28 protein-coding genes and 1 pseudogene are annotated in these 25861 nt (G+C 72.1%); 25 read left to right on the plus strand and 4 right to left on the minus strand.

Features of this window, described 5'->3' with window-relative positions; all coding sequences use genetic code 11:
• Window positions 1–13 precede the first annotated feature (13 nt).
• Window positions 14–1201, minus strand: a complete 1188-nt coding sequence (locus EUA93_RS14255) for an ROK family transcriptional regulator (RefSeq protein ID WP_129400736.1) — start codon at window positions 1199–1201, stop codon at window positions 14–16.
• A gap of 142 nt (window positions 1202–1343) precedes the next feature.
• On the opposite strand from EUA93_RS14255, the gene EUA93_RS14260 reads away from it, so the two are divergent.
• Both EUA93_RS14260 and EUA93_RS14265 read left to right on the plus strand, forming a co-directional pair.
• Complete coding sequence (locus EUA93_RS14260) at window positions 1344–3383, plus strand: glycoside hydrolase family 3 protein (RefSeq protein ID WP_129400737.1); 2040 nt, start codon at window positions 1344–1346, stop codon at window positions 3381–3383.
• A gap of 34 nt (window positions 3384–3417) precedes the next feature.
• Window positions 3418–4497, plus strand: coding sequence for an amidohydrolase family protein (locus EUA93_RS14265; RefSeq protein WP_129400738.1), 1080 nt, complete (start codon window positions 3418–3420; stop codon window positions 4495–4497).
• Here the strand turns inward: EUA93_RS14265 and EUA93_RS14270 are convergent.
• Window positions 4481–5362, minus strand: a complete 882-nt coding sequence (locus EUA93_RS14270) for a VanW family protein (protein ID WP_129400739.1) — start codon at window positions 5360–5362, stop codon at window positions 4481–4483. The two genes, EUA93_RS14265 and EUA93_RS14270, sit on opposite strands and share 17 nt — an antisense overlap.
• Before the next feature lie 81 nt (window positions 5363–5443).
• Between EUA93_RS14270 and EUA93_RS14275 the strand changes: the two genes are divergently transcribed.
• The 14 genes and pseudogenes from EUA93_RS14275 (at window position 5444) to EUA93_RS14335 (ending at window position 15729) form a co-directional block, all read left to right on the plus strand.
• On the plus strand, window positions 5444–6160 hold the full coding sequence (locus EUA93_RS14275; protein ID WP_129400740.1) for a GNAT family N-acetyltransferase: 717 nt from the start codon (window positions 5444–5446) through the stop codon (window positions 6158–6160).
• Between the two features lie 168 nt (window positions 6161–6328).
• Entirely contained in the window at window positions 6329–6847 is a 519-nt protein-coding gene (gene rpsP, locus EUA93_RS14280; RefSeq protein ID WP_129400741.1) for a 30S ribosomal protein S16, read from the plus strand.
• 5 nt (window positions 6848–6852) lie between these two features.
• Window positions 6853–7095, plus strand: coding sequence for an RNA-binding protein (locus EUA93_RS14285; protein ID WP_129401257.1), 243 nt, complete (start codon window positions 6853–6855; stop codon window positions 7093–7095).
• A gap of 83 nt (window positions 7096–7178) precedes the next feature.
• Window positions 7179–7745 carry a ribosome maturation factor RimM gene (gene rimM, locus EUA93_RS14290; protein WP_242497378.1) on the plus strand — a complete coding sequence of 189 codons (567 nt, stop codon included), beginning with the start codon at window positions 7179–7181 and terminating at the stop codon, window positions 7743–7745.
• Window positions 7742–8410 (plus strand): annotated as a pseudogene (gene trmD / locus EUA93_RS22055) (tRNA (guanosine(37)-N1)-methyltransferase TrmD); the annotation flags it as partial. The gene rimM and the pseudogene trmD, both read left to right, overlap by 4 nt.
• A gap of 195 nt (window positions 8411–8605) precedes the next feature.
• The gene (locus EUA93_RS22060; protein WP_338036352.1) at window positions 8606–8911 is read left to right on the plus strand and encodes a GNAT family N-acetyltransferase; all 306 of its coding nucleotides are present in this window, start codon (window positions 8606–8608) and stop codon (window positions 8909–8911) included.
• A 197-nt stretch (window positions 8912–9108) separates the two neighbouring features.
• Window positions 9109–9459 carry a 50S ribosomal protein L19 gene (gene rplS, locus EUA93_RS14300; RefSeq protein ID WP_129400743.1) on the plus strand — a complete coding sequence of 117 codons (351 nt, stop codon included), beginning with the start codon at window positions 9109–9111 and terminating at the stop codon, window positions 9457–9459.
• A 48-nt stretch (window positions 9460–9507) separates the two neighbouring features.
• Complete coding sequence (gene lepB / locus EUA93_RS14305) at window positions 9508–10326, plus strand: signal peptidase I (RefSeq protein WP_129400744.1); 819 nt, start codon at window positions 9508–9510, stop codon at window positions 10324–10326.
• Between the two features lie 29 nt (window positions 10327–10355).
• On the plus strand, window positions 10356–11072 hold the full coding sequence (locus EUA93_RS14310; protein ID WP_207208784.1) for a ribonuclease HII: 717 nt from the start codon (window positions 10356–10358) through the stop codon (window positions 11070–11072).
• Window positions 11069–11377: a DUF2469 domain-containing protein gene (locus EUA93_RS14315; RefSeq protein ID WP_090972010.1), complete on the plus strand. Its 309-nt coding sequence runs from the start codon at window positions 11069–11071 to the stop codon at window positions 11375–11377. Before EUA93_RS14310 ends, EUA93_RS14315 begins: the two co-directional genes overlap by 4 nt.
• A 143-nt stretch (window positions 11378–11520) precedes the next feature.
• Window positions 11521–11919: a YraN family protein gene (locus tag EUA93_RS14320; protein WP_129400746.1), complete on the plus strand. Its 399-nt coding sequence runs from the start codon at window positions 11521–11523 to the stop codon at window positions 11917–11919.
• The gene (locus EUA93_RS14325; RefSeq protein ID WP_129400747.1) at window positions 11919–13517 is read left to right on the plus strand and encodes a YifB family Mg chelatase-like AAA ATPase; all 1599 of its coding nucleotides are present in this window, start codon (window positions 11919–11921) and stop codon (window positions 13515–13517) included. Before EUA93_RS14320 ends, EUA93_RS14325 begins: the two co-directional genes overlap by 1 nt.
• Window positions 13514–14686: a DNA-processing protein DprA gene (gene dprA, locus EUA93_RS14330; protein WP_129400748.1), complete on the plus strand. Its 1173-nt coding sequence runs from the start codon at window positions 13514–13516 to the stop codon at window positions 14684–14686. The genes EUA93_RS14325 and dprA overlap by 4 nt, the downstream gene beginning before the upstream one ends.
• 143 nt (window positions 14687–14829) lie before the next feature.
• Window positions 14830–15729 carry a tyrosine recombinase XerC gene (locus tag EUA93_RS14335; RefSeq protein ID WP_129401259.1) on the plus strand — a complete coding sequence of 300 codons (900 nt, stop codon included), beginning with the start codon at window positions 14830–14832 and terminating at the stop codon, window positions 15727–15729.
• A 38-nt stretch (window positions 15730–15767) separates the two neighbouring features.
• Here the strand turns inward: EUA93_RS14335 and EUA93_RS14340 are convergent, their stop codons facing one another.
• Window positions 15768–16382: a M23 family metallopeptidase gene (locus tag EUA93_RS14340; protein ID WP_242497379.1), complete on the minus strand. Its 615-nt coding sequence runs from the start codon at window positions 16380–16382 to the stop codon at window positions 15768–15770.
• Window positions 16383–16839: 457 nt separating this feature from the next.
• On the opposite strand from EUA93_RS14340, the gene rpsB reads away from it, so the two are divergent.
• From rpsB to EUA93_RS14385, 9 genes are all read left to right on the plus strand, one after another.
• Window positions 16840–17991, plus strand: a complete 1152-nt coding sequence (gene rpsB, locus EUA93_RS14345) for a 30S ribosomal protein S2, sunset domain variant (RefSeq protein ID WP_242497380.1) — start codon at window positions 16840–16842, stop codon at window positions 17989–17991.
• A gap of 122 nt (window positions 17992–18113) precedes the next feature.
• Window positions 18114–18926 carry a translation elongation factor Ts gene (gene tsf, locus EUA93_RS14350; protein WP_129400750.1) on the plus strand — a complete coding sequence of 271 codons (813 nt, stop codon included), beginning with the start codon at window positions 18114–18116 and terminating at the stop codon, window positions 18924–18926.
• A gap of 162 nt (window positions 18927–19088) precedes the next feature.
• A complete protein-coding gene (gene pyrH / locus EUA93_RS14355) occupies window positions 19089–19805 on the plus strand; it encodes a UMP kinase (RefSeq protein WP_129400751.1) in 717 nt (238 codons plus the stop codon).
• Window positions 19806–19862: 57 nt separating this feature from the next.
• A complete protein-coding gene (frr, locus tag EUA93_RS14360) occupies window positions 19863–20417 on the plus strand; it encodes a ribosome recycling factor (RefSeq protein WP_207208786.1) in 555 nt (184 codons plus the stop codon).
• Window positions 20418–20426: 9 nt separating this feature from the next.
• Window positions 20427–21320: a phosphatidate cytidylyltransferase gene (locus EUA93_RS14365; protein WP_129400753.1), complete on the plus strand. Its 894-nt coding sequence runs from the start codon at window positions 20427–20429 to the stop codon at window positions 21318–21320.
• 121 nt (window positions 21321–21441) lie between these two features.
• Entirely contained in the window at window positions 21442–21789 is a 348-nt protein-coding gene (locus tag EUA93_RS14370; protein ID WP_242497381.1) for a hypothetical protein, read from the plus strand.
• Window positions 21790–21861: 72 nt separating this feature from the next.
• Window positions 21862–22995, plus strand: coding sequence for a dual-specificity RNA methyltransferase RlmN (rlmN, locus tag EUA93_RS14375; protein WP_129400754.1), 1134 nt, complete (start codon window positions 21862–21864; stop codon window positions 22993–22995).
• Window positions 22996–22999: 4 nt separating this feature from the next.
• Window positions 23000–23494 (plus strand): mycothiol transferase, encoded by a 495-nt coding sequence (locus EUA93_RS14380; protein WP_129400755.1) that lies wholly within the window; start codon window positions 23000–23002, stop codon window positions 23492–23494.
• 74 nt (window positions 23495–23568) lie between these two features.
• Window positions 23569–24783 carry a glycosyltransferase family 4 protein gene (locus EUA93_RS14385; protein ID WP_129400756.1) on the plus strand — a complete coding sequence of 405 codons (1215 nt, stop codon included), beginning with the start codon at window positions 23569–23571 and terminating at the stop codon, window positions 24781–24783.
• Here EUA93_RS14385 and EUA93_RS14390 read toward each other — a convergent pair.
• The gene (locus EUA93_RS14390) at window positions 24761–25852 is read right to left on the minus strand and encodes an LOG family protein (RefSeq protein WP_129400757.1); all 1092 of its coding nucleotides are present in this window, start codon (window positions 25850–25852) and stop codon (window positions 24761–24763) included. The genes EUA93_RS14385 and EUA93_RS14390 overlap by 23 nt on opposite strands.
• Window positions 25853–25861 lie beyond the last annotated feature (9 nt).

Consider the following 25861-nt stretch of genomic DNA (forward strand, 5'->3'; position numbering starts at 1 on the left):
GAGTGCTCCGGAGTCAGTCGCCCGCGGTCACCATCGCCACGGCCATCGTCACCGCGCCCATGATCTCCGCCCGCTCCCTCAGCTGGCCCGAGGTGACCTCGACGGCCTCGGCGGTGGCGGGCTGGGCGTAGCGGTCCACCGCGTGGCGGACGCCGTTGAGCACCGAGCCGACGCCGCCGAGCGGCCCGCCGATGACGATCATCGAGGGGTTGAGGTGGTTGCAGAGGTCGGCCAGTGCGCGGCCGATGGTGGTGCCGGCGTCGGAGAGCACCCGCCGTACGCCGGCGTCGCGGGCCTCGTCGAGCGCCACGACCCGCTCGATCGTCAGCTCCTCGTCGTGCGCCGGCTGGAGCGCGGCGAGCAGCTGGCGCGCCGAGACCCGCGTCTCGAGGCAGCCGCGATTGCCGCAGCGGCACACGTCGCCCTCCTCGCCGATCTGGACGTGCCCGAGCTCGCCGGCCATCCCGGTCGCGCCGCGGTGCACGCGCCCGCCGAGGACCAGGCCGGACCCGACGCCGCTGGCGAGCTTGACGTAGACCACGTCGTGGTGGCCGCGGGCCGCACCGTGGCGGACCTCGGCGAGCGCCCCGAGGTTGGCGTCGTTGTCGACGATCACCGGCGCCTGGATGCGCTGCTCGAGCTCGTGGGCCGGGTTCACGCCGCGCCAGCCCGGCAGGATGCCCGTGCTCACCATGCTCGTCTCGCGGTCGATCGGCGCCGGCACGCACATCCCCGCAGCGTGCACGTCGTCCGGGTCGAGACCGGCGGCCGCCAGGGTCTCGCGGATCATCGTGGCCGCGACGTCGAGCGTCGACGGCCCCGCGGTGTCCACGTCGAAGCGGCGCACGTCCTCGGCGAGCACGCCGCCCGTCGGCCCGGCCGCGGCCACCCGCACGTGGCCGTGGCCGATGTCGACCCCCACCACCCCGCCGGGCGGCGTCGCGAGCTCGACCAGCACCGGCGGCCGTCCCGACCCGCCCTTGTGCGGGCGACCGGTGGTCGTCTCGCGCACCTGGCCGCCGCCGAGCATCTCGTTGACCAGGCTCGACACGGTGGTCGCCGACAGCCCGCTCGCGCGGGCGAGCTCGGCCCGGCTCTGCGGACCGTCGGTGACGAGGTGCCCGAGGATCAGGCGCCGGTTGGCGCGCCTCAGGTCCTCCAGCGAACCACCACGGGCCCGGGCGGGCGGGGGAGTCGGCACTCGCACTCTTTTCTGCGGGAAGCGGACGAAAGACCGGCTCGAGGGCCCGCTTTCGACATTGACGCGCACGATAGCGGGTTCCTACGTTCGATGTGACGGGCGTCACTCGACGCTCTCGAACTCGGGTCAAGGGAGCACCTCCATGTCACGTCCACCCCTCACGCAGCACCCCAGCAGTCGCAGACCGGTCCGCAGGTCCGGCCGGACCGCCGTCGGCGTCCTCGCAGCCGCGGCCCTCTCCGCCGGCCTGCTGGCCGCGGTGACCGCCCCGTCCGGCGCCGACGTGCAGGACGCGTCCGCGGCCCCCGCCGATGCGGCGTACCGCAACGCGCGGCTCCCGGTCGAGAAGCGGGTCCGCGACCTGCTCGGCCGGATGACCCTCGCCGAGAAGATCGGCCAGATGACGCAGGCCGAGCGGATCGACGTCGACGCCGACACGTCCCTGATCACCACCAACGGCCTCGGCAGCATCCTGTCCGGCGGCGGCTCCACGCCCACCCCCAACACGGCCTCGGCGTGGGCCGACATGGTCGACCGCTACCAGCAGGCGGCGCTCGACAGCCGGCTCGGCATCCCGTTGATCTACGGCGTGGACTCCGTCCACGGCCACGGCAACCTGGTGGGCGCGACCATCTTCCCGCACAACATCGGGCTCGGCGCGACGCGCGACCCGGGGCTCGTCGAGCGGGCCGCCGAGATCACCGCCGAGGAGACCCGTGCCTCCGGACCCCAGTGGGCCTTCGCGCCCTGCCTGTGCGTCGCCCGCGACGACCGCTGGGGGCGCACCTACGAGTCGTTCGGTGAGGACCCCGACCTCGTCACCCGCATGACCGTCGCCGTCCGCGGCCTGCAGGGCCGGCCCGGCCAGCTCGACGACCCGACCCACGTCCTGGCCTCGGCCAAGCACTTCGCCGGCGACGGCCTCACGTCCTACGACGAGGAGGCCGTCGGCACCGGCGCCTACCCCATCGACCAGGGCATCACCGAGGTCGACCACGCGACGTTCGACGACCTGGCGCTCGCGCCCTACTGGCCGGCGATCCGCAAGTACGACGTCGGGTCGGTCATGCCGTCGTACTCCAGCGTCGACTGGACCGAGGACGGCCTCGGCAACCCGACCAAGATGCACGCCAGCGAGGAGCTCCTCACCGGCGTGCTCAAAGGCGACATGCGCTTCGACGGCATCGTCATCTCCGACTGGCGGGCCATCCGGCAGCTGCCCGGTGACTACCGCGCGCAGGTGAAGGCATCCGTGCTCGCCGGCGTCGACATGTTCATGGAGCCGATCCAGGCGCCCAACAACCCCTCCGGCTGGGACGAGTTCATCCCGACGCTGACCGAGCTCGTCGACAGCGGCGAGGTGCCGGTCTCCCGGATCGACGACGCGGTCACGCGGATCCTGACCAAGAAGTTCGAGCTCGGCCTCTTCGAGCACCCCTTCACCGACCGCACGTACATCGACGACATCGGCAGCGCCCAGCACCGCAAGGTCGCCCGCGAGGCCGTCGCGAAGTCGCAGGTGCTGCTCAAGAACGAGCGTCGCGCCGTCCCGCTGGCCCGCAAGAAGCCGGTGTACGTCGCCGGCGCGAAGGCCGACAGCATCGGCGACCAGGCCGGTGGCTGGACGGTGACGTGGCAGGGCGGCTCGACCAACGAGATCCCCGGCAACACGATCCTCGACGGCGTCCGCGGCGAGGCCACGCGCGTGACGTGGAGCGCCGACGGCTCGAGGCCCGTGCCGAAGAACGCGTCCGCCGTGGTCGTCGTCGGCGAGACGCCCTACGCCGAGGGCTTCGGCGACATCGGCGGCCCGCAGTGGGGCTACGACCCGGGTGACAACGGCGTGCCGCGGCCGGCGCAGACGATGCAGCTCTCGCAGGCCGACCAGGACCTCGTCCGCACCGTCTGCTCGAAGGTCGAGACCTGTGTCGTCGTCCTGCTGTCCGGGCGCCCGCTGGTGATCGAGCCGTCGCTACTCGCCGAGGTCGACGCGCTGCAGGCCGCGTGGCTGCCCGGCAGCCAGGGCGAGGGCGTGACCGACGTGCTGTTCGGCCGCACGCCCTACACCGGCAAGCTGCCGGTGAGCTGGCCGCGCAGCGTCGCCCAGGAGCCGATCAACGTCGGTGACGCCGACTACGACCCGCTGTTCCGCTACGGCTGGGGCCTCCGCGCCAAGCGCTGACCCCTGCCAGCCCGTCGTCCCCTAGGGTCGGGCCATGCGAGCCCAGCGCTTCCATGGCCCGGCCCTGCCCGACGGCGAGGTCGTCGACCTCTACGTCGTCGACGGGCGGATCACCTACGAGCCACAGCCCGGTGCCGACACGGTCGCCGGTGGGTGGATCGTCCCCGGGCTCGTCGACGCCCACTGCCACCTCGGGCTCGACGACTTCGGCGCCACCGACGACGCCGCCACCGAGCAGCAGGCGATCGACGACCGTGACGGGGGAGCGCTGCTCGTCCGTGACGCCGGGTCCGCGGCCGACACCCGCTGGATCCACGACCGCGACGACCTGCCGCGGCTGATCCGGTGCGGGCGCCACATCGCAGCCACCAGGCGCTACATCCGCGGCTACGCCCACGAGGTCGAGCCCGCCGACCTGGCGACGTACGCCGCCCAGGAGGCGCGCAACGGAGACGGCTGGATCAAGCTCGTCGGTGACTGGATCTCCCGCGACGAGGGCGACCTCGCCCCGTCGTTCCCCGCCGACGCCTTCAAGGACGCCATCGACGCGGCCCACGCCGAGGGTGCGAAGGTCACCGCGCACTGCTTCGGCCACGGTGTGCTCCCCGGCCTCATCGCGGCCGGCATCGACTGCATCGAGCACGGCACCGGCCTCACCGAGGACCTCATCGACGCGATGGTCGCGCACGGCACCCGCCTGGTGCCGACCGTGATGCAGCTCGACAAGTTCCCCGAGCACGCCGCTGCCGGCCAGGAGCGCTTCCCGGCCTACGCCGCCACGATGACCGACCTCTACTCCCGGATGCCGGCCACGATCATGGCCGCCCACGAGGCCGGCGTGCCGATCTACGCCGGCTCGGACGGCGGCGGCATCAGCCGGCACGGCAACATCGCCGGCGAGGTCGAGGCCCTCGTCCGCATCGGGATGCCGGCCCACGACGCTCTGGGCGCCGCGAGCTGGCGGGCCCGCGAGTGGCTCGGTGCCGACGGCCTCGAGGAGGGCGCGTCGGCGGACTTCGTCGTCTACGACCGCAACCCGGTCGACGACCTGTCCGTGCTGCGTACGCCGACCGCGATCGTGCTCCGCGGGCAGCAGGTCAGTCCACGTCGATGACCTCGACCCCCGGGCCGGGCTCGTAGACCACGAGCGCGCAGTTGCTCTTCATCAGCTCCTCGCCCACCTGGACGCCGGTGCGGCGGTCGATGACCCGCCGCCAGATCTGGTTGCGGCGGTAGACCTGCCCGTCGCGGCGCAGGAACTGCTCGCCGCGCGCCTCGACCTTGTAGGAGCGGGTCGGGCGCTCGTCGGTGCGCAGCTGTCCGTGGAGGTAGCGCTCACCCACCCAGGTCCGGAGCTGGAAGGGACGGTCGGTGTCGTTGCGCACCACGAGGTCGACGTAGTTGTAGACGATCGAGCAGCCCACTCCCCACGGCAGCACGCGGCCCTTGTCGGGGAACGGGTCGAAGGAGTGCTCCGAGCGCTCGACGACGGTCATGGGGGAGTGCAGCACCATCCAGTGCACGAGGTTGGCGATCTGGCAGATGCCGCCGCCGACGCCCGCCTCGGCCTCGCCGTTGGAGAGCTTCATCCCGTCGACGTAGCCCTTGCGCCTCGTGCAGTTGCCCACGACCCGGTTGAAGGAGAAGGTCTCGCCCGGCGCGATGACGATGCCGTCGATGCGCTGTGCTGCCAGGCGCAGGTTGGTCACCTTGTTGCGCTGGAGGTGCATCTGGTCGGCGGCGAGCTCGCGCAGCAGCAGCGACCCGTGCTGCTTGAGCCGGACCGGCAGGTCCGCGGAGGCGCGGTGCGAGGCCCAGACGACGCGTCCTGACCAGGCATCGCGCACCCACTGCGTACGTCGTCTCGCCCGGTGCGCGGCCATCGCCGCGGGGAGCAGCCACGGGTGGCGCTGGGTCAGGCGCGGGGGAGAGGTGAGTCGGGCCGGGAGCTCCAGCGGCTCGACGTCGACGGTCGTCATGCCCGTTGGACGCCGCAGGCCCGGGGTTGGTTGCGCGAAACCGGTTTGTGGTCGGCGCGGTCGCCACGATGGGATGTCGCCATGAGCACCCTCGTCGACCTCTACCCGCCGTTCGGCCTGCGCGTCGTCGCCGGTCCGCTGGAGCTGCGCGGGCTCACCGACGACCTGCTCCTCGAGCTGTGCGAGCTCGCCGAGCGCGGCATCCACGACCCCGAAGCGATGCCGTTCTTCTTCCCCTGGACCGACGCGCCCGCCGGGCAGCTCGCCCGCAACACGGCGGCGTACCACTGGGGCAAGCGCTCGACGTTCACCCCGGACGACTTCTGCCTCGACCTCGCGGTGCTGCTCGACGGCCGCGTCATCGGCGCCCAGGGAGTCGCCGCCCGCCACTTCCCGGTGACGCGCACCGGTGAGACCGGCTCGTGGCTCGGGCGGGAGCTCCAGGGCCGCGGGCTCGGCACGGCGATGCGTCGCGCCTTCTGCGAGCTGCTGTTCGACCACCTCGGGTTCGAGGAGATCACCTCGGCGGCCTTCGTGGACAACCCCGCCTCGCTCGGCGTCTCCCGCAAGGTCGGCTACCGGCCCACCGCGGTGCGGCGCCTCAAGCGCCGGGAGGGGGAGCTGGCCCTCAACCAGGAGCTGGTCCTCACGCCCCAGGCGCTCGTGCGCGGGGACGTCCCGATCGAGGTGAGCGGCGCAGCGGCCGTACGCGCCTTCATCGGCCTCGACGACGCGCCTGACGACGCCCCTGATTACGCCCCCGACCACGCGACTGACACCGCGCGCGGCGACGCCTGAGCGCCCAATTGGTCGCACGGGCGACCTGTCTGGCAGAATCTTTCCTCGTGTCCTGCGCGTCCGGGCCCTCTCACCCGAACGCACAGCACCCATCGAGTGGCCGGACCCGGTGACCCCACCTGGCAACGGTCCCTCACCCACGACAATTTCTGAGGAGACACCACAAACGTGGCCGTCAAGATTCGCTTGAAGCGCCTGGGCAAGATCCGGGTGCCGCAGTACCGCATCGTCGTCGTCGACTCGCGCAAGAAGCGCGACGGCAAGGTCCTCGAGGAGATCGGCAAGTACCACCCCAAGGAGGAGCCCTCGTTCATCGAGGTGACCTCCGACCGGGCCCAGTACTGGCTCGGCGTGGGCGCACAGCCCTCCGAGGCCGTCGAGGCGATCCTCAAGGTCACCGGTGACTGGCAGACGTTCAAGGGCCTGCCGGGCACCGAGGGCACCCTCAAGGTGAAGGAGCCCAAGCGCTCCAAGCTCGACATCTTCAACGAGGCCCTCAAGGAGGCCGCCTCGGAGCCCAAGGGCGCCGCGACGACCGCCAAGAAGAAGGCCGAGAAGAAGACCGAGGAGCCCGCCGCCGAGGCCCCTGCCGAGGTCCCCGCCGACGAGACCCCCGAGGGTGCTGCCGAGGCCGCTGAGGCTGCCGAGACGGTCACCGCCGAGGACGCCGGCAAGAGCGAGGCGTGACCGACGTGCTGGCCGAGGCTCTCGAGCACCTGGTGCGCGGAATCGTCGACCACCCCGACGACGTCACGGTCCGCGACAAGCAGATGCGTCGTGGCTCGATCCTCGAGGTCCGGGTCCACCCCGACGACCTCGGCAAGGTGATCGGCCGCAACGGCCGCACCGCGACCGCCTTCCGCACCGTCGTCTCGGCCCTCGCCGGCCGTGGCGGTGCACGGGTCGACTTCGTCGACACCGACCGCAGGCGGTAGTCACAGCTCCATCGACGGGCGTCACCCCACCGGGGTGGCGCCCGTCGTGCGTCCCACCCGTCCGGCCCCTCTACTCTTGCCCGGTGAGCGAGGACATCGAGGTCGTGGTCGGCCGCATCGGCAAGCCCCACGGCATCCGCGGCGAGGTCACGCTCGACGTACGCACCGACGAGCCCGAGCGGCGCTTCGCACCCGGTACGACGCTGCGCGCGCAGGCCCCGGCCGGCGCGGACCGTCGGCCGGCGTCGCTCACCGTCGCCCGCGCCCGCTGGCACCAGAGCACGCTCCTGGTCACCTTCGAGGAGCTGACCGACCGCACCACGGCCGAGGCCGCGCGCGGCACCGTCCTCCACGCCACCCTCGGCCACGACGAGGTGCCCGACGACCCGGACGAGTACTACGACCACCAGCTCGTCGGCCTGGCCGTCGTCGACCTCGACGGCGCCCCGCTCGGCACGGTCAAGGCGCTCGTGCACGGGTTCGCCCAGGACCTGCTGACCGTCCGCACGACCGACGGCCGTGACGCCCTCGTGCCGTTCGTGAGCGCGCTCGTGCCGGAGGTCGACCTCGAGGCAGGTCGGGTCGTCGTCGCCGACCGGCCCGGACTCGTCCAGCCCTTCCCGGAGGACGTCGCCGAGGGCGAGTCGTGATCCTCGACTACGTCTCCATCTTCCCGGAGTTCTTCGCCCCCCTCCAGCTGTCCCTGCCCGGCAAGGCGGTGGCCAAGGGGCTGGTCACCTTCGGGGTGCACGACCTGCGCGGCTACACGACCGACCGGCACCGGACGGTCGACGACTCGCCCTACGGCGGCGGAGCGGGCATGGTGATGAAGCCCGGGCCGTGGGGCGAGGCCTTCGACGACCTCACGGGTCCCGGCACCACCATCGTCTTCACGACCCCGTCGGGCGAACCCTTCGACCAGAGGATGGCCGAGGAGCTGGCCGGGGCCGAGCACCTGCTCTTCGCGTGCGGCCGCTACGAGGGCATCGACCAGCGCGTCCTCGACCACGCGCGCGAGCGGGCCGTGGTCCGCGAGATCAGCCTCGGCGACTACGTCCTCAACGGCGGCGAGGTCGCGGCGTTGGCGATCACCGAGGCGGTCGTCCGGCTGCTGCCCGGCTTCATGGGCAACGCCGAGTCGCTGGTCGAGGAGTCGCACGCCGACGGCCTGCTCGAGTACCCCGTCTACACCAAGCCGGCCTCGTGGCGCGGTCACGAGGTCCCCGAGGTGCTGCTCTCGGGCGACCACGGCCGGATCGCCGCCTGGCGCCGCGCGCAGGCCGAGGCCCGCACCGCCGAGCGCCGGCCCGACCTCTTGGCGCGCACCGGTGTGGTGTCCGGCCTCGGCGACCTCGACGTACGCCCTGCCGTGCCCGCCGACGCGGGCGAGGTCCTCACCCTCCAGCGCGCCTGCTGGTTCCAGGAGATGGAGGCCAACCCGGGGGTGGAGATCCCGGCGCTGCGCGAGTCGCTCGACGACGTGCGCCGCGGGCTGGGGGAGTGGACGGTGATGGTCGCCCGCGAGCCGTCGACGGGGCGCCTCGTGGGGGCGGTGCGCGGCCGCGTGGACCACGGGGAGTGGGACATCGGCCGGATCATGGTCGCGCCCGACCTGCAGGGACGCGGCCTGGGGCGCGCGCTCCTCGAGCTCGTCCAGGACCTCGCGCCCGACGACGTGGAGACCTACGTCCTCTTCACGGGTGCCAGGTCGCTGGACAACCAGCGGATGTACAAGAAGGCCGGCTTCCGGATGCGGCCCGACCGGACGTCGCCGCCGGGCGCGGTCGTGCTCACCAAGAAGCGGATTTCCCGCTGACGGCACGCTCTGGCAGACTTCACCCTTGGTCTGCTCGTGACCAGGGTCGCCCGGACGCACCACAGGTGCACCGCCCCGGGGTCCCGCCGAACCGCACCTGCCACAGGGGGCGCGCCGGCCGGTCGCCTCGAGCACCGACAGGCACGATCACCACCCACTATGTCCGCGGCTGACCTGTGGCACTCGCGAGGAGCATCATGAGCAACGTCATCGCCGACCTCGGCAACTCCCTCAAGCGCGACGACGTCCCGGCCTTCCGCGCCGGCGACACCGTCAAGGTCCACGTGAAGGTCATCGAGGGCAGCCGCTCGCGTGTCCAGGTCTTCCAGGGCGTCGTGATCCGCGTCCACGGCTCGGGCATCGGCCGCACCTTCACCGTCCGCAAGGTCTCCTTCGGCGTCGGCGTCGAGCGCACCTTCCCGGTGAACTCCCCGATCTTCGAGCAGATCGAGGTCGTCACCCGTGGTGACGTCCGCCGCGCCAAGCTCTACTACCTGCGCAACCTCCGCGGCAAGGCCGCCAAGATCAAGGAGCGCCGCGAGTCCTGATCCCTGCCCTTCGCAGTGCAGCGACCAGAGACTGGTTAGTCTCTGCGGGTGACTTCCGATGACCGCGGTTCCTCGTCCCTCTCGATGGACGAGGAACCGCGGTCTTCGCATGTCGGCGACGACGTGAAGGGCCGCAAGGCGGGCAAGCCGAAGCGCAAGCAGCTCCCCCTGTGGCAGGAGACGATCCTGCTGCTCGGCGTGGCGCTGGTGCTGGCGATCGTGATCAAGACGTTCTTCGTCCAGGCCTTCTACATCCCGTCGGAGTCGATGGAGCCGGGCCTGATCCTCAACGACCGCATCCTGATCCAGAAGGTCTCCTACTGGGGCGGCGGCGAGCCCGAGCGCGGCGACGTCGTGGTGTTCAAGGACCCGGGCGGCTGGCTGCCGCCGGAGGACTCCGCCGGTCCGACCAACCCCGTCGCGCAGGTGATGGCCAAGATCGGGCTGTACCCGACCGGCGGCCACCTCGTGAAGCGCGTCATCGGCGTCGCCGGCGACACCATCGAGTGCTGCGACGACCAGGGTCGGCTGATGGTCAACGGCAAGGCGATCGACGAGACCGCCTTCGTGCGCCGCGGCACCGGCAAGTGCGACGGGCCGATGCCCACCGACGGCCGGTGCGACGAGGACTGGGAGACCGGTCCCATCCCCGAGGGCCACATCTTCGTCATGGGCGACAACCGCTCCCGCTCGGCCGACTCCTCGCAGAAGATGTGCCGCCCCGACGAGACCGAGTGCGTGCCGGGCGACGAGTTCGTGCCCGTCGACCTGGTCGTCGGCAAGGTCTTCGTGCTGCTGTGGCCCGCCGACCGGTTCCGCTGGAACACCCGCCCGGACGTGTTCGAGGACGTCCCGGACCCGTCGTGACCCTCCCGCCCCACCCCGTCCCGGGCGGCGTGACCGTGCGCCGCGACGCCGGGATCTACGGCTACGAGCGCGCCCTGCGCCGGGCCGGCCTCGAGCCGATCGCCGGTGTGGACGAGGCGGGCCGTGGCGCGTGCGCAGGTCCGCTCGTGGCGGGCGCGGTCGTCCTGCCGCCGGGCAGGGCCGGCATCGTGCCGGGCCTCGCCGACAGCAAGCTCCTCACCGAGGCGGCGCGCGAGCGCGTCTACGCCCAGGTCGTGCGCCGCGCGCTGGCGTGGTCGGTCGTCGTCATCGACAACGAGGAGTGCGACCGGCTCGGGATGCACGTCGCCAACCTCGAGGCGCTGCGGCGTGCCGTGGCCCGGCTCGGGACGCGACCGTCGTACGTCCTCACCGACGGGTTCCCCGTCGACGGCCTGGGCGTGCCGGGGCTGGCGGTGTGGAAGGGCGACCGGGTCGCGGCGTGCATCGCGGCAGCGTCGGTGATCGCCAAGGTGACCCGCGACCGGCTGATGGTCGCGATGCACGACGACTGGCCGGCCTACGACTTCAGGACCCACAAGGGCTACATCACCGACGTGCACGAGTCGGCGCTGGCCGAGCACGGTCCCTCGCCGGTGCACCGGATGAGGTTCGTCAACGTCCGGCGCGCCGCGGGCCTCGAGCCCGTGCCCGAGGTGGACCCGGCCACTAGTGTCGGCGCAGACGCAGCCGGCACTGGGCTCGACGGCACGCAGGAGGACGCATGAGCGCGGAGGATCTCGAGAAGTACGAGACCGAGATGGAGCTCACCCTCTATCGCGAGTACCGCGACGTCGTCGGCATCTTCAAGTACGTCGTCGAGACCGACCGTCGCTTCTACCTCTGCAACCAGGTCGACGTGAAGGCCCGCTCCGAGAGCGGTGACGTGTTCTTCGAGGTGTCGATGACCGATGCCTGGGTCTGGGACATGTACCGGCCCGCCCGGTTCGCGAAGAACGTGAAGGTGCTGACGTTCAAGGACGTCAACGTCGAGGAGCTCGCTCCGCAGGAGATCGACCCGCTCAAGGACTGAGCGCCGGGTTTCCGGGCCAGTAGTCGTCCACAGGCGACCCGTTCCGGGCGTTCTCCACAGGTCGTACGTCGGTGCGGTCGGCGCCGTCGGTGCGCCGCGGTGTGCTGGTGCCTCCCGACAGCACGACCGGAAGGCACCCGACGATGGCCCGACCCCTCGCACCATCCTCCCCACCCGATCCCACCGCGGAGCACAAGCGCCGGCTCGGGCGCCGGGGCGAGGTGCTCGCCGCCCGCCACCTGACCGCCCTCGGCATGGTGGTGCTCGACCGCAACTGGCGCTGCGACGTCGGCGAGATCGACCTGGTGCTCCGCGACGGCCCGGTGCTGGTGATCTGCGAGGTCAAGACCCGGTCTTCGACCACCTACGGCGCACCCCTCGAGGGCGTCGACCGGCGCAAGGCCGACCGGCTCCGACGGCTCGGAGCGCGGTGGCTGCGAGCCCACGACTGCCATCCCGAGGACATCCGGGTCGACCTCGTGGGCGTGCTCGCCCCACGCGGCGGACCGGTCGAGATCGAGCACGCGTCGGGGATCTCCTGATGGCCTTCGCGACGGCACGCTCCCTGGCGCTCAAGGGTGCCGACGGCCACGTCATCGACGTGCAGGTCGACGTGTCTCCCGGGCTGCCCGGCACCACGATCATCGGGCGTGTCGACAAGAGCCTGTCCGAGGCGCGTGAGCGGGTGCGGATGGCGATCAACAACGACTGCGGGCACTGGCCGGCGACCAAGCGCGTCACCGTCCTCCTCGCGCCGGCCGACCTCCCCAAGACAGGCACCCACTACGACCTGGCGATCGCCGTCGCCGTGCTGGCGGCCGACAAGCAGCAGGCCGACCTCGAGCCCGGCCACCTGGCCGGGTGGGCGTTCATCGGCGAGCTGTCGGTCTCCGGTGGGCTCCGCCCGGTGCCCGGCGTCCTGCCGATGGTCATCGCCGCGGCAGCACACGGCATCGACCGGGTCTTCGTCCCCGAGCCCCAGGCGGCGGAGGCGGCGCTGGTGCCGGGCATGACCGTCTTCGGCGTCCGTTCGCTGGCGCAGGTCTCGGCCGTGCTCCGCGACGTCGAGGTCCCGGAGGCCGACCCGGTGGTCGCGCCGTCGGCCAGCCCGCTCGCCACCTGGCGCGGGGAGGACCGGCTCGCCGACCTCGACCTGGCCGACCTCGACGGGCTGGACGACGTCCGCTACGCCGTCGAGGTCGCCGCGGCGGGAGGGCATCCGACGATGCTCATCGGACCGCGAGGGACGGGCAAGACCTCCCTCGCCGAGCGGATCCCGTCGATCCTGCCCGACCTGACCACCGAGCAGGCCCTCGAGGTGACCGCGCTCCACTCCGTGGCCGGCACCCTGCCCGAGGGCAGCGGGCTCCTGCACCGTCCCCCGTGGTTCGCGCCGCACCACTCGGCGAGTGCTGCGAGCGTGCTCGGCGGGGGCACCGGGCGGGTGCGACCGGGACAGGTGAGCCTGGCGCACCACGGCGTGCTGTTCCTCGACGAGTTCCCGCACTTCCGGGCCGACGTGATCGAGGCGATGCGGCAGCCGCTCGAGTCGGGAGAGGTGACCATCGCCCGCGGCGAGGAGTCCGCGACCTACCCGGCGCGCTCGCTCGTGGTGCTGGCCGCCAACCCGTGCCCGTGCGGCAACTTCCACGGGCGGTCCGGGAGCGGCTGCGAGTGCACCGAGACCCAGCGTGCCCACTACCGGCGCAAGCTCACCGGACCGATCCTCGACCGCGTCGACATCTGGATGGAGGTGCGTCCGCAGGGTGCCCGTCGCTCGTCGTTCCGGCCCGGGCCGGAGACCTCCGCCGACGTGCGGGCGCGCGTGGCCGATGCCCGCCAACGCCAGGCCCGCCGCTACCGCCACTGCACCTGGCTGCTCAACGCCTCGTGCCCCGGTCAGGTGCTGGCCGAGCACTGGCCGCTGGAGCCCGAGGGCCAGCACCTGATCGACGATGAGCTGTCGGCCGGCAGGCTCACCCGGCGTGGACTGACTCGCGTCCAGCGCCTCGCGTGGACGGTGGCCGACTGCTCAGGCGTCGACCGCCCGGGGCAGCGCGAGGCCGACATCGCGCTGACCCTGCGCTCCGACGACTCCGCCCGCTCGCTCCCCGCGAGCATCGTCCGGGTGGCGTCATGAGCGCCGCCCACCTGCGGTCGGTGCCTCCGCTCGAGACGGCGAGCCCGGTGCCGGACGCCGCCCGCCTGGCCCGGGTCGCCCTGAGCTGCGCCGTGGAGCCCGGCGACGGCACGACGTCGGCGCTCGTCCTCGAGCTGGGTGCCGAGCGCGCCCTGGAGAGGTCGCTGGCCGCAGCCCCGGGAGAGGCGGGGGAGATGCTGGCGCAGCGGCTGGCCGAGGTCGACCCCGTCCGCCAGCTCGACCAGGCCGCCCGGTGCGGCATCCGCTTCCTCGTCCCGGGCGACCCCGAGTGGCCGAGCTCGCTCGACCAGCTCGACGACGCCGTCACCGACGACGGGTTCGGTGGCACGCCTCCCGGCCTGTGGGTGAGGGGACCGATGCCGCTCAGCGAGCTCGCCACGTCGGTCGCGGTGGTCGGGTCACGCGCAGCGTCGGTCTACGGAGTCGAGATGACGCGTGCGGTCTGCGAGCACCTCGCGCTCGCCGGTGTGCCGGTGGTGTCCGGCGGTGCGCTCGGGATCGACTTCGAGGCGCACGACGCGACGCTGTCGGCCGACGGCGTCACGGCGGCCGTGCTGGCCTGCGGCGTCGACAGGGTCTACCCAGCGCAGAACCGGCTCCTCCTCCAGCACCTCGCCGCCGAGTTCGCCGTCATCTCCGAGCAGCCGCCCGGATCCGCACCGACGCGGCCACGCTTCCTCGCCCGCAACCGGCTGATCGCAGCGATGACTGCCGGAACGGTGGTGGTCGAGGCCGCCCTGCGCAGCGGGGCCCTCAACACGGCCGGCTGGGCCGAGCGGCTCAACCGCCGCGTGATGTGCGTGCCCGGCCCGGTCACGAGCTACACCTCGAAGGGCGTCAACAACTTCCTCCGGGAGGGTCGCGGCACCGTGGTCACCCACGGCGCCGAGGTCCTCGAGCTGGTCGGGGCAGCGGGGGAGCACCTCCTCGACCCGCCGCGGGGAGAGGTGCGCCCGCGCGACGAGCTCACCCCGACCGAGCGGCAGGTCGTCGAGTGGGTGCCGGTGAGCGAGCCGGCACCGGTCGACTCGATCTCGCGGTTGTGCGGGCTCCCGCTGCGCACCACCCAGGGCGCGCTGCGCCGGCTGAGGTCGAAGCAGCTCGTCCAGCTGACCGACGAGGGGTGGCGGCTCCTGCCCGACGCGTGACGGCCTTCCCGTCCGGACGGCCCGACTCCCGGGCCCCGCTCGCATCCGCGATCGGCGGCAGTCGCTCATCTAGGCTCGGTCGGGTGAGCGAGGCAGCCGGCGGTGCGGGGTCCACGGAGCCCGAGGACGGGCTGCCCGAGCCGATGGTCCGGCTGCTGGGCGACTACGAGCGGCACCTGGTCTCCGAGCGCGACCTCGCGCCCCACACGGTGCGCGCCTACCTCGGCGACGTCTCGAGCCTCCTCGACCACTGCGGACGGCTCGGCGTCGACGAGGTCGCCGACCTCGACCTGCGCGCGCTGCGCAGCTGGCTGGCCAAGATGCAGACGACCGGCCGCAGTCGTACGACGATCGCGCGCCGCGCGACGGCCGCCCGGGTCTTCACCGCCTGGCTGCACCGCACCGGACGCATCCCCACCGACCCGGGTGCCGCCCTGGGGTCGCCGAAGAAGCACAAGACGCTCCCGCCCGTGCTGCGGGCCGACGAGGCCGAGGCGCTGATCCGTTCGGCGGCCGACCTGGCCGACGACGGCACGCCCGTCGGCCTGCGCGACGTCGCGATGCTCGAGCTGCTCTACGCCACCGGGATCCGGGTCGGCGAGCTCGTCGGGCTCGACATCGACGACATCGACGACGGGCGTCGCGTGGTCCGGGTCCTCGGCAAGGGTCGCAAGGAACGCTCCGTGCCCTACGGCACCCCGGCCGGACGCGCGCTCGACCGCTGGCTCGACTCCGGTCGCCCGGCGCTTCGGGTCGAGGGCTCGGGCCCGGCGATCTTCCTCGGCGTCCGGGGGCGACGCATCGACCAGCGTGCGGTGCGCGACCTGGTGCACCGCCGCATCGCCGACGTGCCCGGCGCACCCGACATCGGCCCGCACGGACTGCGCCACACCGCCGCGACGCACCTGCTCGAGGGCGGCGCCGACCTGCGCTCGGTGCAGGAGCTCCTGGGGCACGCCTCGCTCGCGACGACCCAGCTCTACACCCACGTGACCACCGACCGGCTGCGCAAGGCCTACCAGCAGGCGCACCCGCGCGCCTGACCAGCACGGTGGTCGGGCGAGGTGGTCGGGCGAGGCGGTCAGGCGAGGAAGTCCAGCTGCCGGGACCAGCGCGAGAGCGGGGGAGTCCAGTCCTCGAGCAACGGCAGCCGGACGCCCACCGGGTCGTCGCGCCACAGTGGCAGCAGCCGGACCGGGCCACCGCCGACCAGCGCGAGCGGGTCGGCGTACTCGTCCTCGGCGCCGCTCCCCACGATCAGGCCCCAGTGCAGGCAGGCCGCGGGGAAGCAGTGGCTGTCGGCGACGACCAGCCGCCCGACCACTGTCCCCGCGCCCACCTCCTGGCCCACCTCAACGGACGCCACGACGGGCTCGTAGGTCGTCCGCCGGCCGTCGTGGGCGACGGTGACCACGGGCTTGCCGCCGATCGACCCGGCGAAGGCGACCGTCCCCGGGAGGGCGGAGCGGACCGCCTGCCCGGGCACCCCCGCGAGGTCCACGCCCCGGTGGCCGGACGCGTACGGGCTCGGCGGGGGCTCGAACCCCCGGACGACGTCGGGCTCCGGGACGAGCGGCCACACGCCCGTCGGCTCCTCGACCGCGGCCGCGGCGGGAACTGCAGGGACGGGGGACGGGCCCAGGACCGCGCAGGACAGGACGAGGCAGGACAGGACGGCTCCGACGAGTGCTCGCACCACGCGAGGATGCCGGGCCGGGGCTCCCGTCGCGACCGGCGTGGGCCACGGTTGTGGACGACGGCTGCGGGAGGCCGGCTGTGGACGGTTCGTGGCGCAGCCCGGGAGCGGGTCGCCCACGCTCAGCCCACGCTCGCAGCGATTCGCCCGCGGGTCGTCTCTGGCCTACGATGTGCGGAGCAGCCCTCATGGGCTGACTTCGCACGCTCGAAGACCACGTCGGAATGCATCCCTGGTTCCGGTCGTCCGTGGGCGTCGGTCCTCAGTTCCCTCCAGCTCCAGGTCCATCGGGGCGGGTGCGGATCGGACCGGCGTGCGAGCGTCAGGGCGCCCGGCACCCGTCGGGCGCAGCAACTGAAGACAACAGGAGTCACGCTCCCGGTCCGACCTGTCGCAAGGTCGGGCGCATCGGCCACGTGCCGTCGAGGGGTGGGGCTCCGCCACAACAGGAGAAACCATGGCAGTCGTCACCATGCGCCAGCTGCTCGAGAGCGGCGTCCACTTCGGTCACCAGACCCGTCGCTGGAACCCGAAGATGAAGCGCTTCATCATGACCGAGCGCAACGGCATCTACATCATCGACCTGCAGCAGTCGCTCGCCTACATCGACCGGTCCTACGCCTTCGTCAAGGAGACCGTCGCCAAGGGCGGTGTCGTGATGTTCGTCGGCACCAAGAAGCAGGCCCAGGAGGCCATCGCCGAGCAGGCGACCCGCGTCGGCATGCCCTACGTCAACCAGCGCTGGCTCGGCGGCATGCTCACCAACTTCCAGACCGTGCACCAGCGGATCAACCGCCTCAAGGAGCTCGACGAGATCGACTTCGACGACGTCGCCGGCTCCAACCGCACGAAGAAGGAGCTCCTGCAGATGAAGCGGGAGCGCACCAAGCTCGACAAGACCCTCGGCGGCATCCGCGACATGACGAAGGTTCCTTCGGCCGTGTGGATCGTCGACACCAACAAGGAGCACCTCGCCGTCGAGGAGGCCCGCAAGCTGCGGATCCCGATCATCGGCATCCTGGACTCCAACTGCGACCCCGACCTCGTCGACTTCCCGATCCCGGGCAACGACGACGCCATCCGCGCGGTCGGCCTGCTGACCCGCGTCGTCGCCGACGCCGTCGCCGAGGGCCTCATCGCCCGCTCCGGTGTCAAGGCCGGCGAGACCGACGAGGCCGTCGGCGCCGAGGAGCCCCTCGCCGAGTGGGAGCGCGAGCTCCTCGGTGGTGACGCCGAGAAGACCGCTGCTGCCGCCACCGGCGACGCGGCCGCCGAGACCCCGGCCTCCGAGGCCACCGGTGCTGCGTCCGAGGCCCCCCAGGCCGAGGCCGCTGCCGAGGCTGCGACCGAGGCGCCCGCCGAGATCAAGCCGCTCGCCGCTGTCGCGACCGAGGAGAAGCCCGACGCCGAGCTCGGCGAGGACTCCGCTCCCGCCAACGAGGACGGCTCGGCTCCCGAGGGCTTCGAGATCAAGGGCAACAAGGACTCGATGAAGTTCCACGCCCCGAGCAGCCCCTGGTACGACCGCACCAAGGCCGAGGTCTGGTTCCGCACCGCGGAGGCCGCCGAGGCCGCCGGCTTCGTCAACGCGGAGACCAAGAAGGACTGATCGCGTGACGCCGGTCGCGGGCACCTGCCCGCGGCCGGCGCTCCGTGCTGTCCCACCCCTGCACAACCGCCCGCCTGGCCCCCACGGGACGGCCAGGCCACCTGAACCGAAGGAAGAAGGACATGGCCGACTTCACCGCCGCCGACGTCAAGAAGCTCCGCGACCTGACCCAGGCCGGGATGATGGACTGCAAGAAGGCGCTCACCGAGTCCGAGGGCGACTTCGACAAGGCTGTCGAGCTGCTCCGCGTCAAGGGTGCCGCCAAGGCCGCCGCGCGCGGCGCCGAGCGTGAGACCGCCGCCGGTCTCGTCGCCACCTCGGGCAACGCACTGGTCGAGCTCAAGAGCGAGACCGACTTCGTCGCCAAGAACGAGGACTTCATCGCGAAGGCGCAGCAGATCGCTGACGTCGCCAACGCCGTGAAGGCCACCGACACCGAGGCCCTCAAGGCCGCCGAGCTCGACGGCAAGACCGTCGGCGCGGTCGTCGAGGACCTCGCCATCACCATCGGCGAGAAGATCGAGCTGGGCGAGGTCGCCTACTTCGAGGGCACCACCGTCACCTACATGCACAAGCGTGCCGCCGACCTGCCGCCCGCCGTCGGCGTGCTCGTCGAGTTCGAGGGTGACGAGGCCGCCGCCCGCGCCGCCGCGATGCAGATCGCCGCGATGAAGGCCCAGTACCTCACCCGCGACGAGGTCCCCGCCGAGGTCGTCGAGTCCGAGCGCTCGATCGCCGAGCAGAAGACCCGCGAGGAGGGCAAGCCCGAGCAGGCCATCGCGAAGATCGTCGAGGGTCGCCTCGGCGGCTTCTACAAGGAGATCGTCCTGCTCGAGCAGGAGTCGGTCACCGAGTCCAAGAAGTCGGTCAAGGCCGTCCTGGACGCCGCCGGCACCACCGTGACCCGCTTCGCCCGCTTCGAGGTCGGCGCCTGAGCGACCGCTCACCCGCACGCAGACCGGGGCCCGTACGCATCGTCGTACGGGCCCCGGCCGCATTTCGCTCCGAGCACCCGGGGCGGAGTGGTCCGGGTTCGACCGACGCCCCTCCGGCCGGTAGGTTTCGGATGACCCACCCAGCCGTGTGAAGGGATCCAAGTGACGGCCTACAACCGTGTCCTGATCAAGCTCTCGGGCGAAGTGTTCGGCGGTGGCAAGGTCGGCGTCGACCCCGACGTCGTGTCGAAGGTCGCGGGCGAGATCGCCGCGGTCGTCAGGGAGGGCGTCGGCGTCAGCATCGTCGTCGGCGGAGGCAACTTCTTCCGCGGCGCCGAGATGCAGCAGCGCGGCATGGACCGCAGCCGCGCCGACTACATGGGGATGCTCGGCACGGTCATGAACTGCCTCGCGCTCCAGGACTTCCTGGAGAAGGAGGGCATCGAGACCCGGGTGCAGACGGCCATCGCGATGGGCCAGGTCGCCGAGCCCTACATCCCGCGCCGGGCGATGCGCCACCTCGAGAAGGGCCGCGTGGTGATCTTCGGTGCGGGCGCCGGAATGCCGTTCTTCTCGACCGACACGGTCGCCGCGCAGCGCGCGCTGGAGACCCACTGCGAGGTCGTGCTCATGGCCAAGCAGGGAGTCGACGGCGTCTACAGCGCCGACCCGAAGAAGGACCCCACGGCGACGAAGTACGACACCCTGAGCTTCTCCGACGCGCTCCAGCAGGGGCTCAAGATCGCCGACGCCACGGCGTTCGCCCTCTGCATGGAGAACAACATGCCGCTGATCGTCTTCGGCGCCGAGGACGAGGGCGCGATCCTGCGCATCGTCCGAGGTGAGAGGATCGGCACGCTGGTCAGCCGCGACGGCTGACCTCCCCACACCTGCACGACCAGCTCATCGAGCTCCACGAAAGAGAGCAGACCCGTGATCAACGACGTCCTGAACGATGCCGACTCGAAGATGAACAAGTCGGTCGAGGCGACCCGTGAGGAGTTCGCCGCGATCCGCGCGGGCCGGGCCAACCCGGCCATGTTCTCCAAGATCACGGCCGAGTACTACGGTACCCAGACCCCGCTCCAGCAGCTGGCGAGCTTCACCTCGCAGGACGCGCGCACGATCCTGATCGCGCCGTTCGACGTCGGCGCGATGGGCTCGATCGAGCGCGCGATCCGCGACTCCGACCTGGGCGTCAACCCGGCCAACGACGGCAAGGTGCTGCGCTGCGTCTTCCCCGAGCTGACCGAGGAGCGCCGCAAGGAGTACATCAAGCTCGCCAAGGGCAAGGCCGAGGACGGCCGCGTCTCGGTGCGCAACGTGCGCCGTACGGCCAAGCAGGCGCTGGAGAAGCTCGAGAAGGACGGCGAGGTCGGCAAGGACGACGTCACCGGCGCGGAGAAGCGTCTCGACGCCATGACCAAGACCCACACCGACAAGATCGACGAGCTGGTCAAGCACAAGGAAGCCGAGCTGCTCGAGGTCTGAGCCCTCTCCATGACGACCCCTGACAGCCCGCCGGCGCCCGAGGCCCCCCAGCATAAGGACCACGGCCGTGCGGGCCGAGACCTGCCTGCCGCCATCGGCTCGGCCGTCGCGCTCATCGGCGCCATCCTGCTGTCGCTCTTCTTCTGGAAGACCGCCTTCATGGGCATCGTCGCGCTCGCCGTCGTCGTGGCGGTGTGGGAGCTGCACCGCGGCCTGTCGGCCAAGGACGTCGACATCCCCGAGCAGCCGCTGATGCTCGGCGGCGTCGTGATGGTGGTCGTCGCCTACTTCTGGGGCGCCCCGGCCCTCGTCACCGCCACCGCGGTCACGGCCCTGGTGGTGATGCTGTGGCTCCTGCGCCGCGGGGTCGACGGCTACGTCAAGAACGCCACCGCCTCCGTCTTCACCCTGGTCTACGTCCCGTTCCTCGCCTCCTTCGTCGCGCTGCTGCTCGGCGAGGGCGGCACGACCCCGGCGCTGGGCTTCAGCACCGACGACGCGGGCGTGCGCGGCGTGATCACCTTCATCGCCATCACCGTCGCCTCCGACACCGGTGGCTACATCGCGGGCGTGCTCTTCGGCAAGCACCCGATGGCGCCGGTCATCTCGCCCAAGAAGTCGTGGGAGGGATTCGCCGGGTCCGTCGTGGCCACGGTCGCGGTCGGTGTCGTCCTGGTGACCTCGTTCCTCGACGGCGACTGGTGGGTCGGCGTGATCCTCGGCCTCATCGCGGCTGCCATGGCCACCCTCGGCGACCTCTGCGAGTCGGTCATGAAGCGCGACCTCGGCATCAAGGACATGAGCCAGGTCATCCCCGGCCACGGCGGCCTGATGGACCGGCTCGACTCGCTCCTGGCCACGGTCGCCCCGATCTGGCTGGTGCTCTACTACCTCGTCTTCTGATGCGCCTGCTGGTCACCGCCACGACACCTGAGCCGAGCATGCACTTCCACCCGTGCGCGCGGAAATGCCGTGCCGGGCGTGCCGACCTCGTGGAGGGCGGTCGAGCGCCTACTCTGGTCGCGTGGAGACCGACGAGATGCGCCAGGACGAGGTGGAGCAGGTCTCCCCGCTCGGGTGGTGGCACCACAGCCACCCCACGTTCGCCGGGATCACCGGCTTCTTCGCCGGGATGCTCTTCGTCACCGCGGTCCCGGGGTTCTTCATCGGCGTGCTGCGGCTGCTGTTCAGCTACGAGACGGCGAGCAACCTGTTCCCGCTCGTCCTGATCGCGCTGGCGCTGCCGATCACGATGCTGGTGAAGCGCAAGACGCGCCGTTTCGCGCAGTTCATGTTCGTCGGCATGGCCGTCACCGCGCTCGCCACGCTGGGCGTCGCATCGCTGATCCTCTACTTCATGGTCGACGCCTGAGCGTGCGCCCCGCCCGCCGGTCCGGTCGTTGAATCGCCCCGGCACCCGCCGGGATGGGAGAATCGCTCCACGATGTCCGAGACCGTTGAGCCGATCAAGACCCTGCCCCTCGTCATGAAGGAGCCGCGCGGGCGCAAGAAGCCGCCCGCGCACCTCGCCGACCTCGACGAGGCGGGCCGCAAGGCGCTGCTCGAGGAGATGGGCCTGCCGGGCTTCCGCGCCAAGCAGCTCTCGACGCACTACTTCGGCCGCCTCGTCGACGACCCGGCCGAGATGACCGACCTGCCTGCCGGACAGCGCGACGAGCTGGTGAAGGCGCTGCTGCCCGACCTGATGACGCCGCTGCGCACGATGGAGGCCGACAAGGGCACCACCCGCAAGACGCTGTGGAAGCTCTTCGACGGCGCCCTCGTGGAGTCGGTGCTGATGCGCTACCCCGACCGGGCCACGGTCTGCGTGTCGAGCCAGGCCGGCTGCGGCATGGCCTGCCCCTTCTGCGCCACCGGGATGGGCGGTCTCGAGCGCAACATGTCGACCGCCGAGATCGTCGAGCAGGTCGTCGCCGGCGCCCGGTCGATGGCGCGCGGCGATGTCCCCGGCGGCCCGGGTCGCGTGTCCAACGTCGTGTTCATGGGCATGGGCGAGCCCCTCGCCAACTACAAGGCCGTCATCGGCGCCGTACGCCGCTTGACCGACCCCGCGCCCGCCGGCCTCGGCATGAGCGCCCGCGGCATCACCGTCTCGACCGTCGGCCTCGTGCCGCGGATCAACCAGCTCGCCGACGAGGGCATCCCGGTCACGCTGGCGCTGAGCCTGCACGCGCCGGACGACGAGCTGCGCAACGAGCTGGTCCCGATCAACACCCGCTTCTCGGTCGCCGAGACCGTCGAGGCGGCGTGGAACTACGCCTCGAAGACCAAGCGCCGGGTATCGATCGAGTACGCCATGATGCGCGGCATCAACGACCAGGCGCACCGCGCCGACCTGCTGGCCGACGTGCTCAACTCGTACGGCGACTGGGGCTGGGTGCACGTGAACCTCATCCCGCTCAACCCGATCGAGGGCTCGAAGTGGACGGCCTCCGACCCGGCCGACGAGCGTGAGTTCGTCCGCCGGCTGGAGGCCAAGGGCATCCCGACGACGGTCCGCGACACCCGGGGCCGCGAGATCGACGGTGCCTGCGGCCAGCTCGCCGCCAAGGAGTAGTCGCGTGGCTGCGCCGGTCCGCGAAGCGTGGGCCGACGACCTCGTCGGTCGCGTCGACGAGCTCGTCGAGGAGTACCGCAGCGCCCTCCGCGCCAGCCTCGACGGGCTCACCGAGGACCAGGCCCGCGCGCGACTCGTGCCGTCGAGGACCACCCTGCTCGGCCTGCTCAAGCACGTGACCTACGTCGAGGGCGTCTGGTTCGACCAGGCGGTCAGCGGCCGCACGGCCAAGGAGGCCGGGATCGCGAGCAGCCCGGACCGCTCCTTCACGCTCCGGAAGGCCGACACGATCGAGTCGGTGCTCGCTGCGCACGCCGAGAGGTGCGAGGAGTCGCGCCGGGCGATGGCCGACCTCGACCCCGGGCAGACGGTCACGGGACGGGGCGAGCGGTCCGTCTGGGCGCTCAAGCTGCAGGTGCTGCGCGAGCTCGCGCACCACGCCGGGCACGCCGACATCCTGCGCGAGCAGCTGCTGGCGGGTGCCGACACCGCTCCCTGAGCGTCGGGGACCGTTCACGTGTCCTTCGCGTGGACCTGTGCGTCCGTTGCGGCGCGATTCCTAGCGTCCGTGCCATGGACCTGCTCGAGAGGCGGCGTCGCAGCCGCACCGTTCCGGCACACCTCGTCACCCTCCCGCAGACCCGCGTCGCCAGTGCGCCCCGGCTGCGCGTGCTGGTCGTCACCGAGTCGTTCCTTCCCCAGGTCAACGGTGTCACCAACTCGGTGCGCCGGGTCCTCGAGCACCTCGCGGCCGAGGGGCACGAGGCCGAGCTGATCGCCCCGACCGGCCCCGCGACGTACGCCGGCTTCCCGGTCACCCACGCCCGCGGGGCGAACCTGCCGTTCTACGCCGACTTCCGCATCGGCCTGGAGACCCGTCGCCGCCTCCGCGCCGCGATGGAGCGGTTCCGGCCCGACGTCGTCCACATCGCCTCGCCCGCCACGCTGGGCTACCAGGCCGCGAAGGCCGCCCGGTCCCTGGGCATCCCGACCGTCGCGATCTACCAGACCGACCTCGTCGGCTTCGCCGACCGCTACGCCATCCCCGGCGGCGCTCGCGCGATGGAGTCGCTCACCCGCCGGATCCACCTCGGCGTCGACCGCACGCTCGCTCCGTCGAGCGCCAGCATGGCGCAGCTCGACCGCCTCGGCGTCGCGGCCGTTGGCCGCTGGCCGCGCGGTGTCGACCAGGTGCTCTTCGAGCCGGCCAAGCGCGACGAGGCCCTCCATGCACGGCTCGCGCCGAACGGCGAGCTGCTCGTGGGGTACGTCGGCAGGCTCGCGCCCGAGAAGGAGCTCGAGCTCCTGGCCCACGTCGACCGGCTCCCGGGCGTGCGCCTGGTGCTCGTCGGGGGCGGACCGGAGGAGGAGCGGCTCAGGACGCTCCTGCCCGACGCAGCCTTCCTCGGGGTGCTCCACGGTGACGAGCTCGCCCGTGCCTACGCCACGCTCGACGTCTTCGTGCACACCGGCCGCCATGAGACGTACTGCCAGTCCGCGCAGGAGGCGCTGGCCAGCGGGGTGCCGGTGGTCGCGCCGCGCGCGGGTGGCCCGATCGACGTCGTCGACGACACGGTCGCGGGCTACCTCTACGAGCCCGGTGACGCCGACGAGCTGGTCGCCCACGTCGAACGGCTCGTCACCCGGCCGGTGCTGCGCCGGCGGATGGCGCAGGCTGCTCGCGCGAGCGTCCGGGACCGGACCTGGCAGGCGGTCAACGAGCTGCTGGTCTGGCACTACCGCGACGTCAGCGCGCCCGCGACGGTCAGCCGGCGGCAGGCGGGCTGAGCGTCCCGACCAGGGCCACTGCCTCGTCGACGGTGTCGACGAGGTGCACCTGGCCCTCCATCGCCCGACCGCGGGCGAGGGCCTGCAGGAGGGGCCAGACCGGCAGCTCCTCGGTCCAGTGGCGGCGTCCGACGAGCACCATCGGGGCGACGGACGACGGATCGGCGTAGTAGTTCTCGCACGCCTCCTGGAAGACTTCCTGCACCGTCCCGCCGGCGCCGGGCAGGAACACGATGCCGGCGTCGCACAGCTCCAGCAGCACGGCCTCGCGTGGGGCGTTGTGGAAGAACTTCGCGATCGCCGTGGCGAACGGGTTCGGCGGCTCGTGGCCGTAGTGCCAGGTCGGGACGCCGAGCGACTCACGACCGCCCGACGTGGCAGCGACCTCGTCGAGCGCCACACGTGCCCACGCCCCGACGTCGGGACGGAACGACGGCACCCGCGCCACGCCGGCCAGCACGGTGTCGAGGCCACCCGGGACGAACGCACCGAGGTTCGCGGCCTCCATCGCGCCCGGCCCGCCACCGGTGGCGACCGTCAGCCGCGCCCCCAGCGCGTGCCCGAGCCGGGCGGCGTCGGCGTACGACTCGCTGCCGCGCTCGACCGCGTGCCCGCCCATCACGCCGACGACCGACCTGCCGGCGACCCAGTCGGCGAGGGCGGTGTCGACGTGGTGGTCGTGCAGCGCCTTCGCCAGCGACGCGTCCGCGGTGGCGGGCAGGCGCGACCAGGCGTAGGCGCGGGCGTCGAGGCTGTCGGCGTAGTGGTCGGTGTCGTAGAGGTCGGTGGGGGAGTAGAGCCGCGAGCGGTAGGGGTCGACGGGGATCCCGGGGATCTCGTGCAGGACCAGCCCGCCGGCGCGGCGTACCGCCTCGTCCTCGCCGTCCGCGAACGAGCACCCGAGGAAGAGCGACTGCGTCAGCGCGCACCGCAGCAGCACCTCGCCGCGCTCGGTGAGGTCGAGCCCGACGACCCGCCAGCCCGCGAGCGAGCGCACTCCCGCCGCGAGGCGTCGGTCGAGGTCGGCGAGCGAGGTGACGTCGAGGACGCGTCCGCGGGTGTGCTTCACGCCGCCCAA

This window comes from Nocardioides oleivorans (assembly GCF_004137255.1).
Taxonomy (GTDB): Bacteria; Actinomycetota; Actinomycetes; order Propionibacteriales; family Nocardioidaceae; genus Nocardioides; species Nocardioides oleivorans.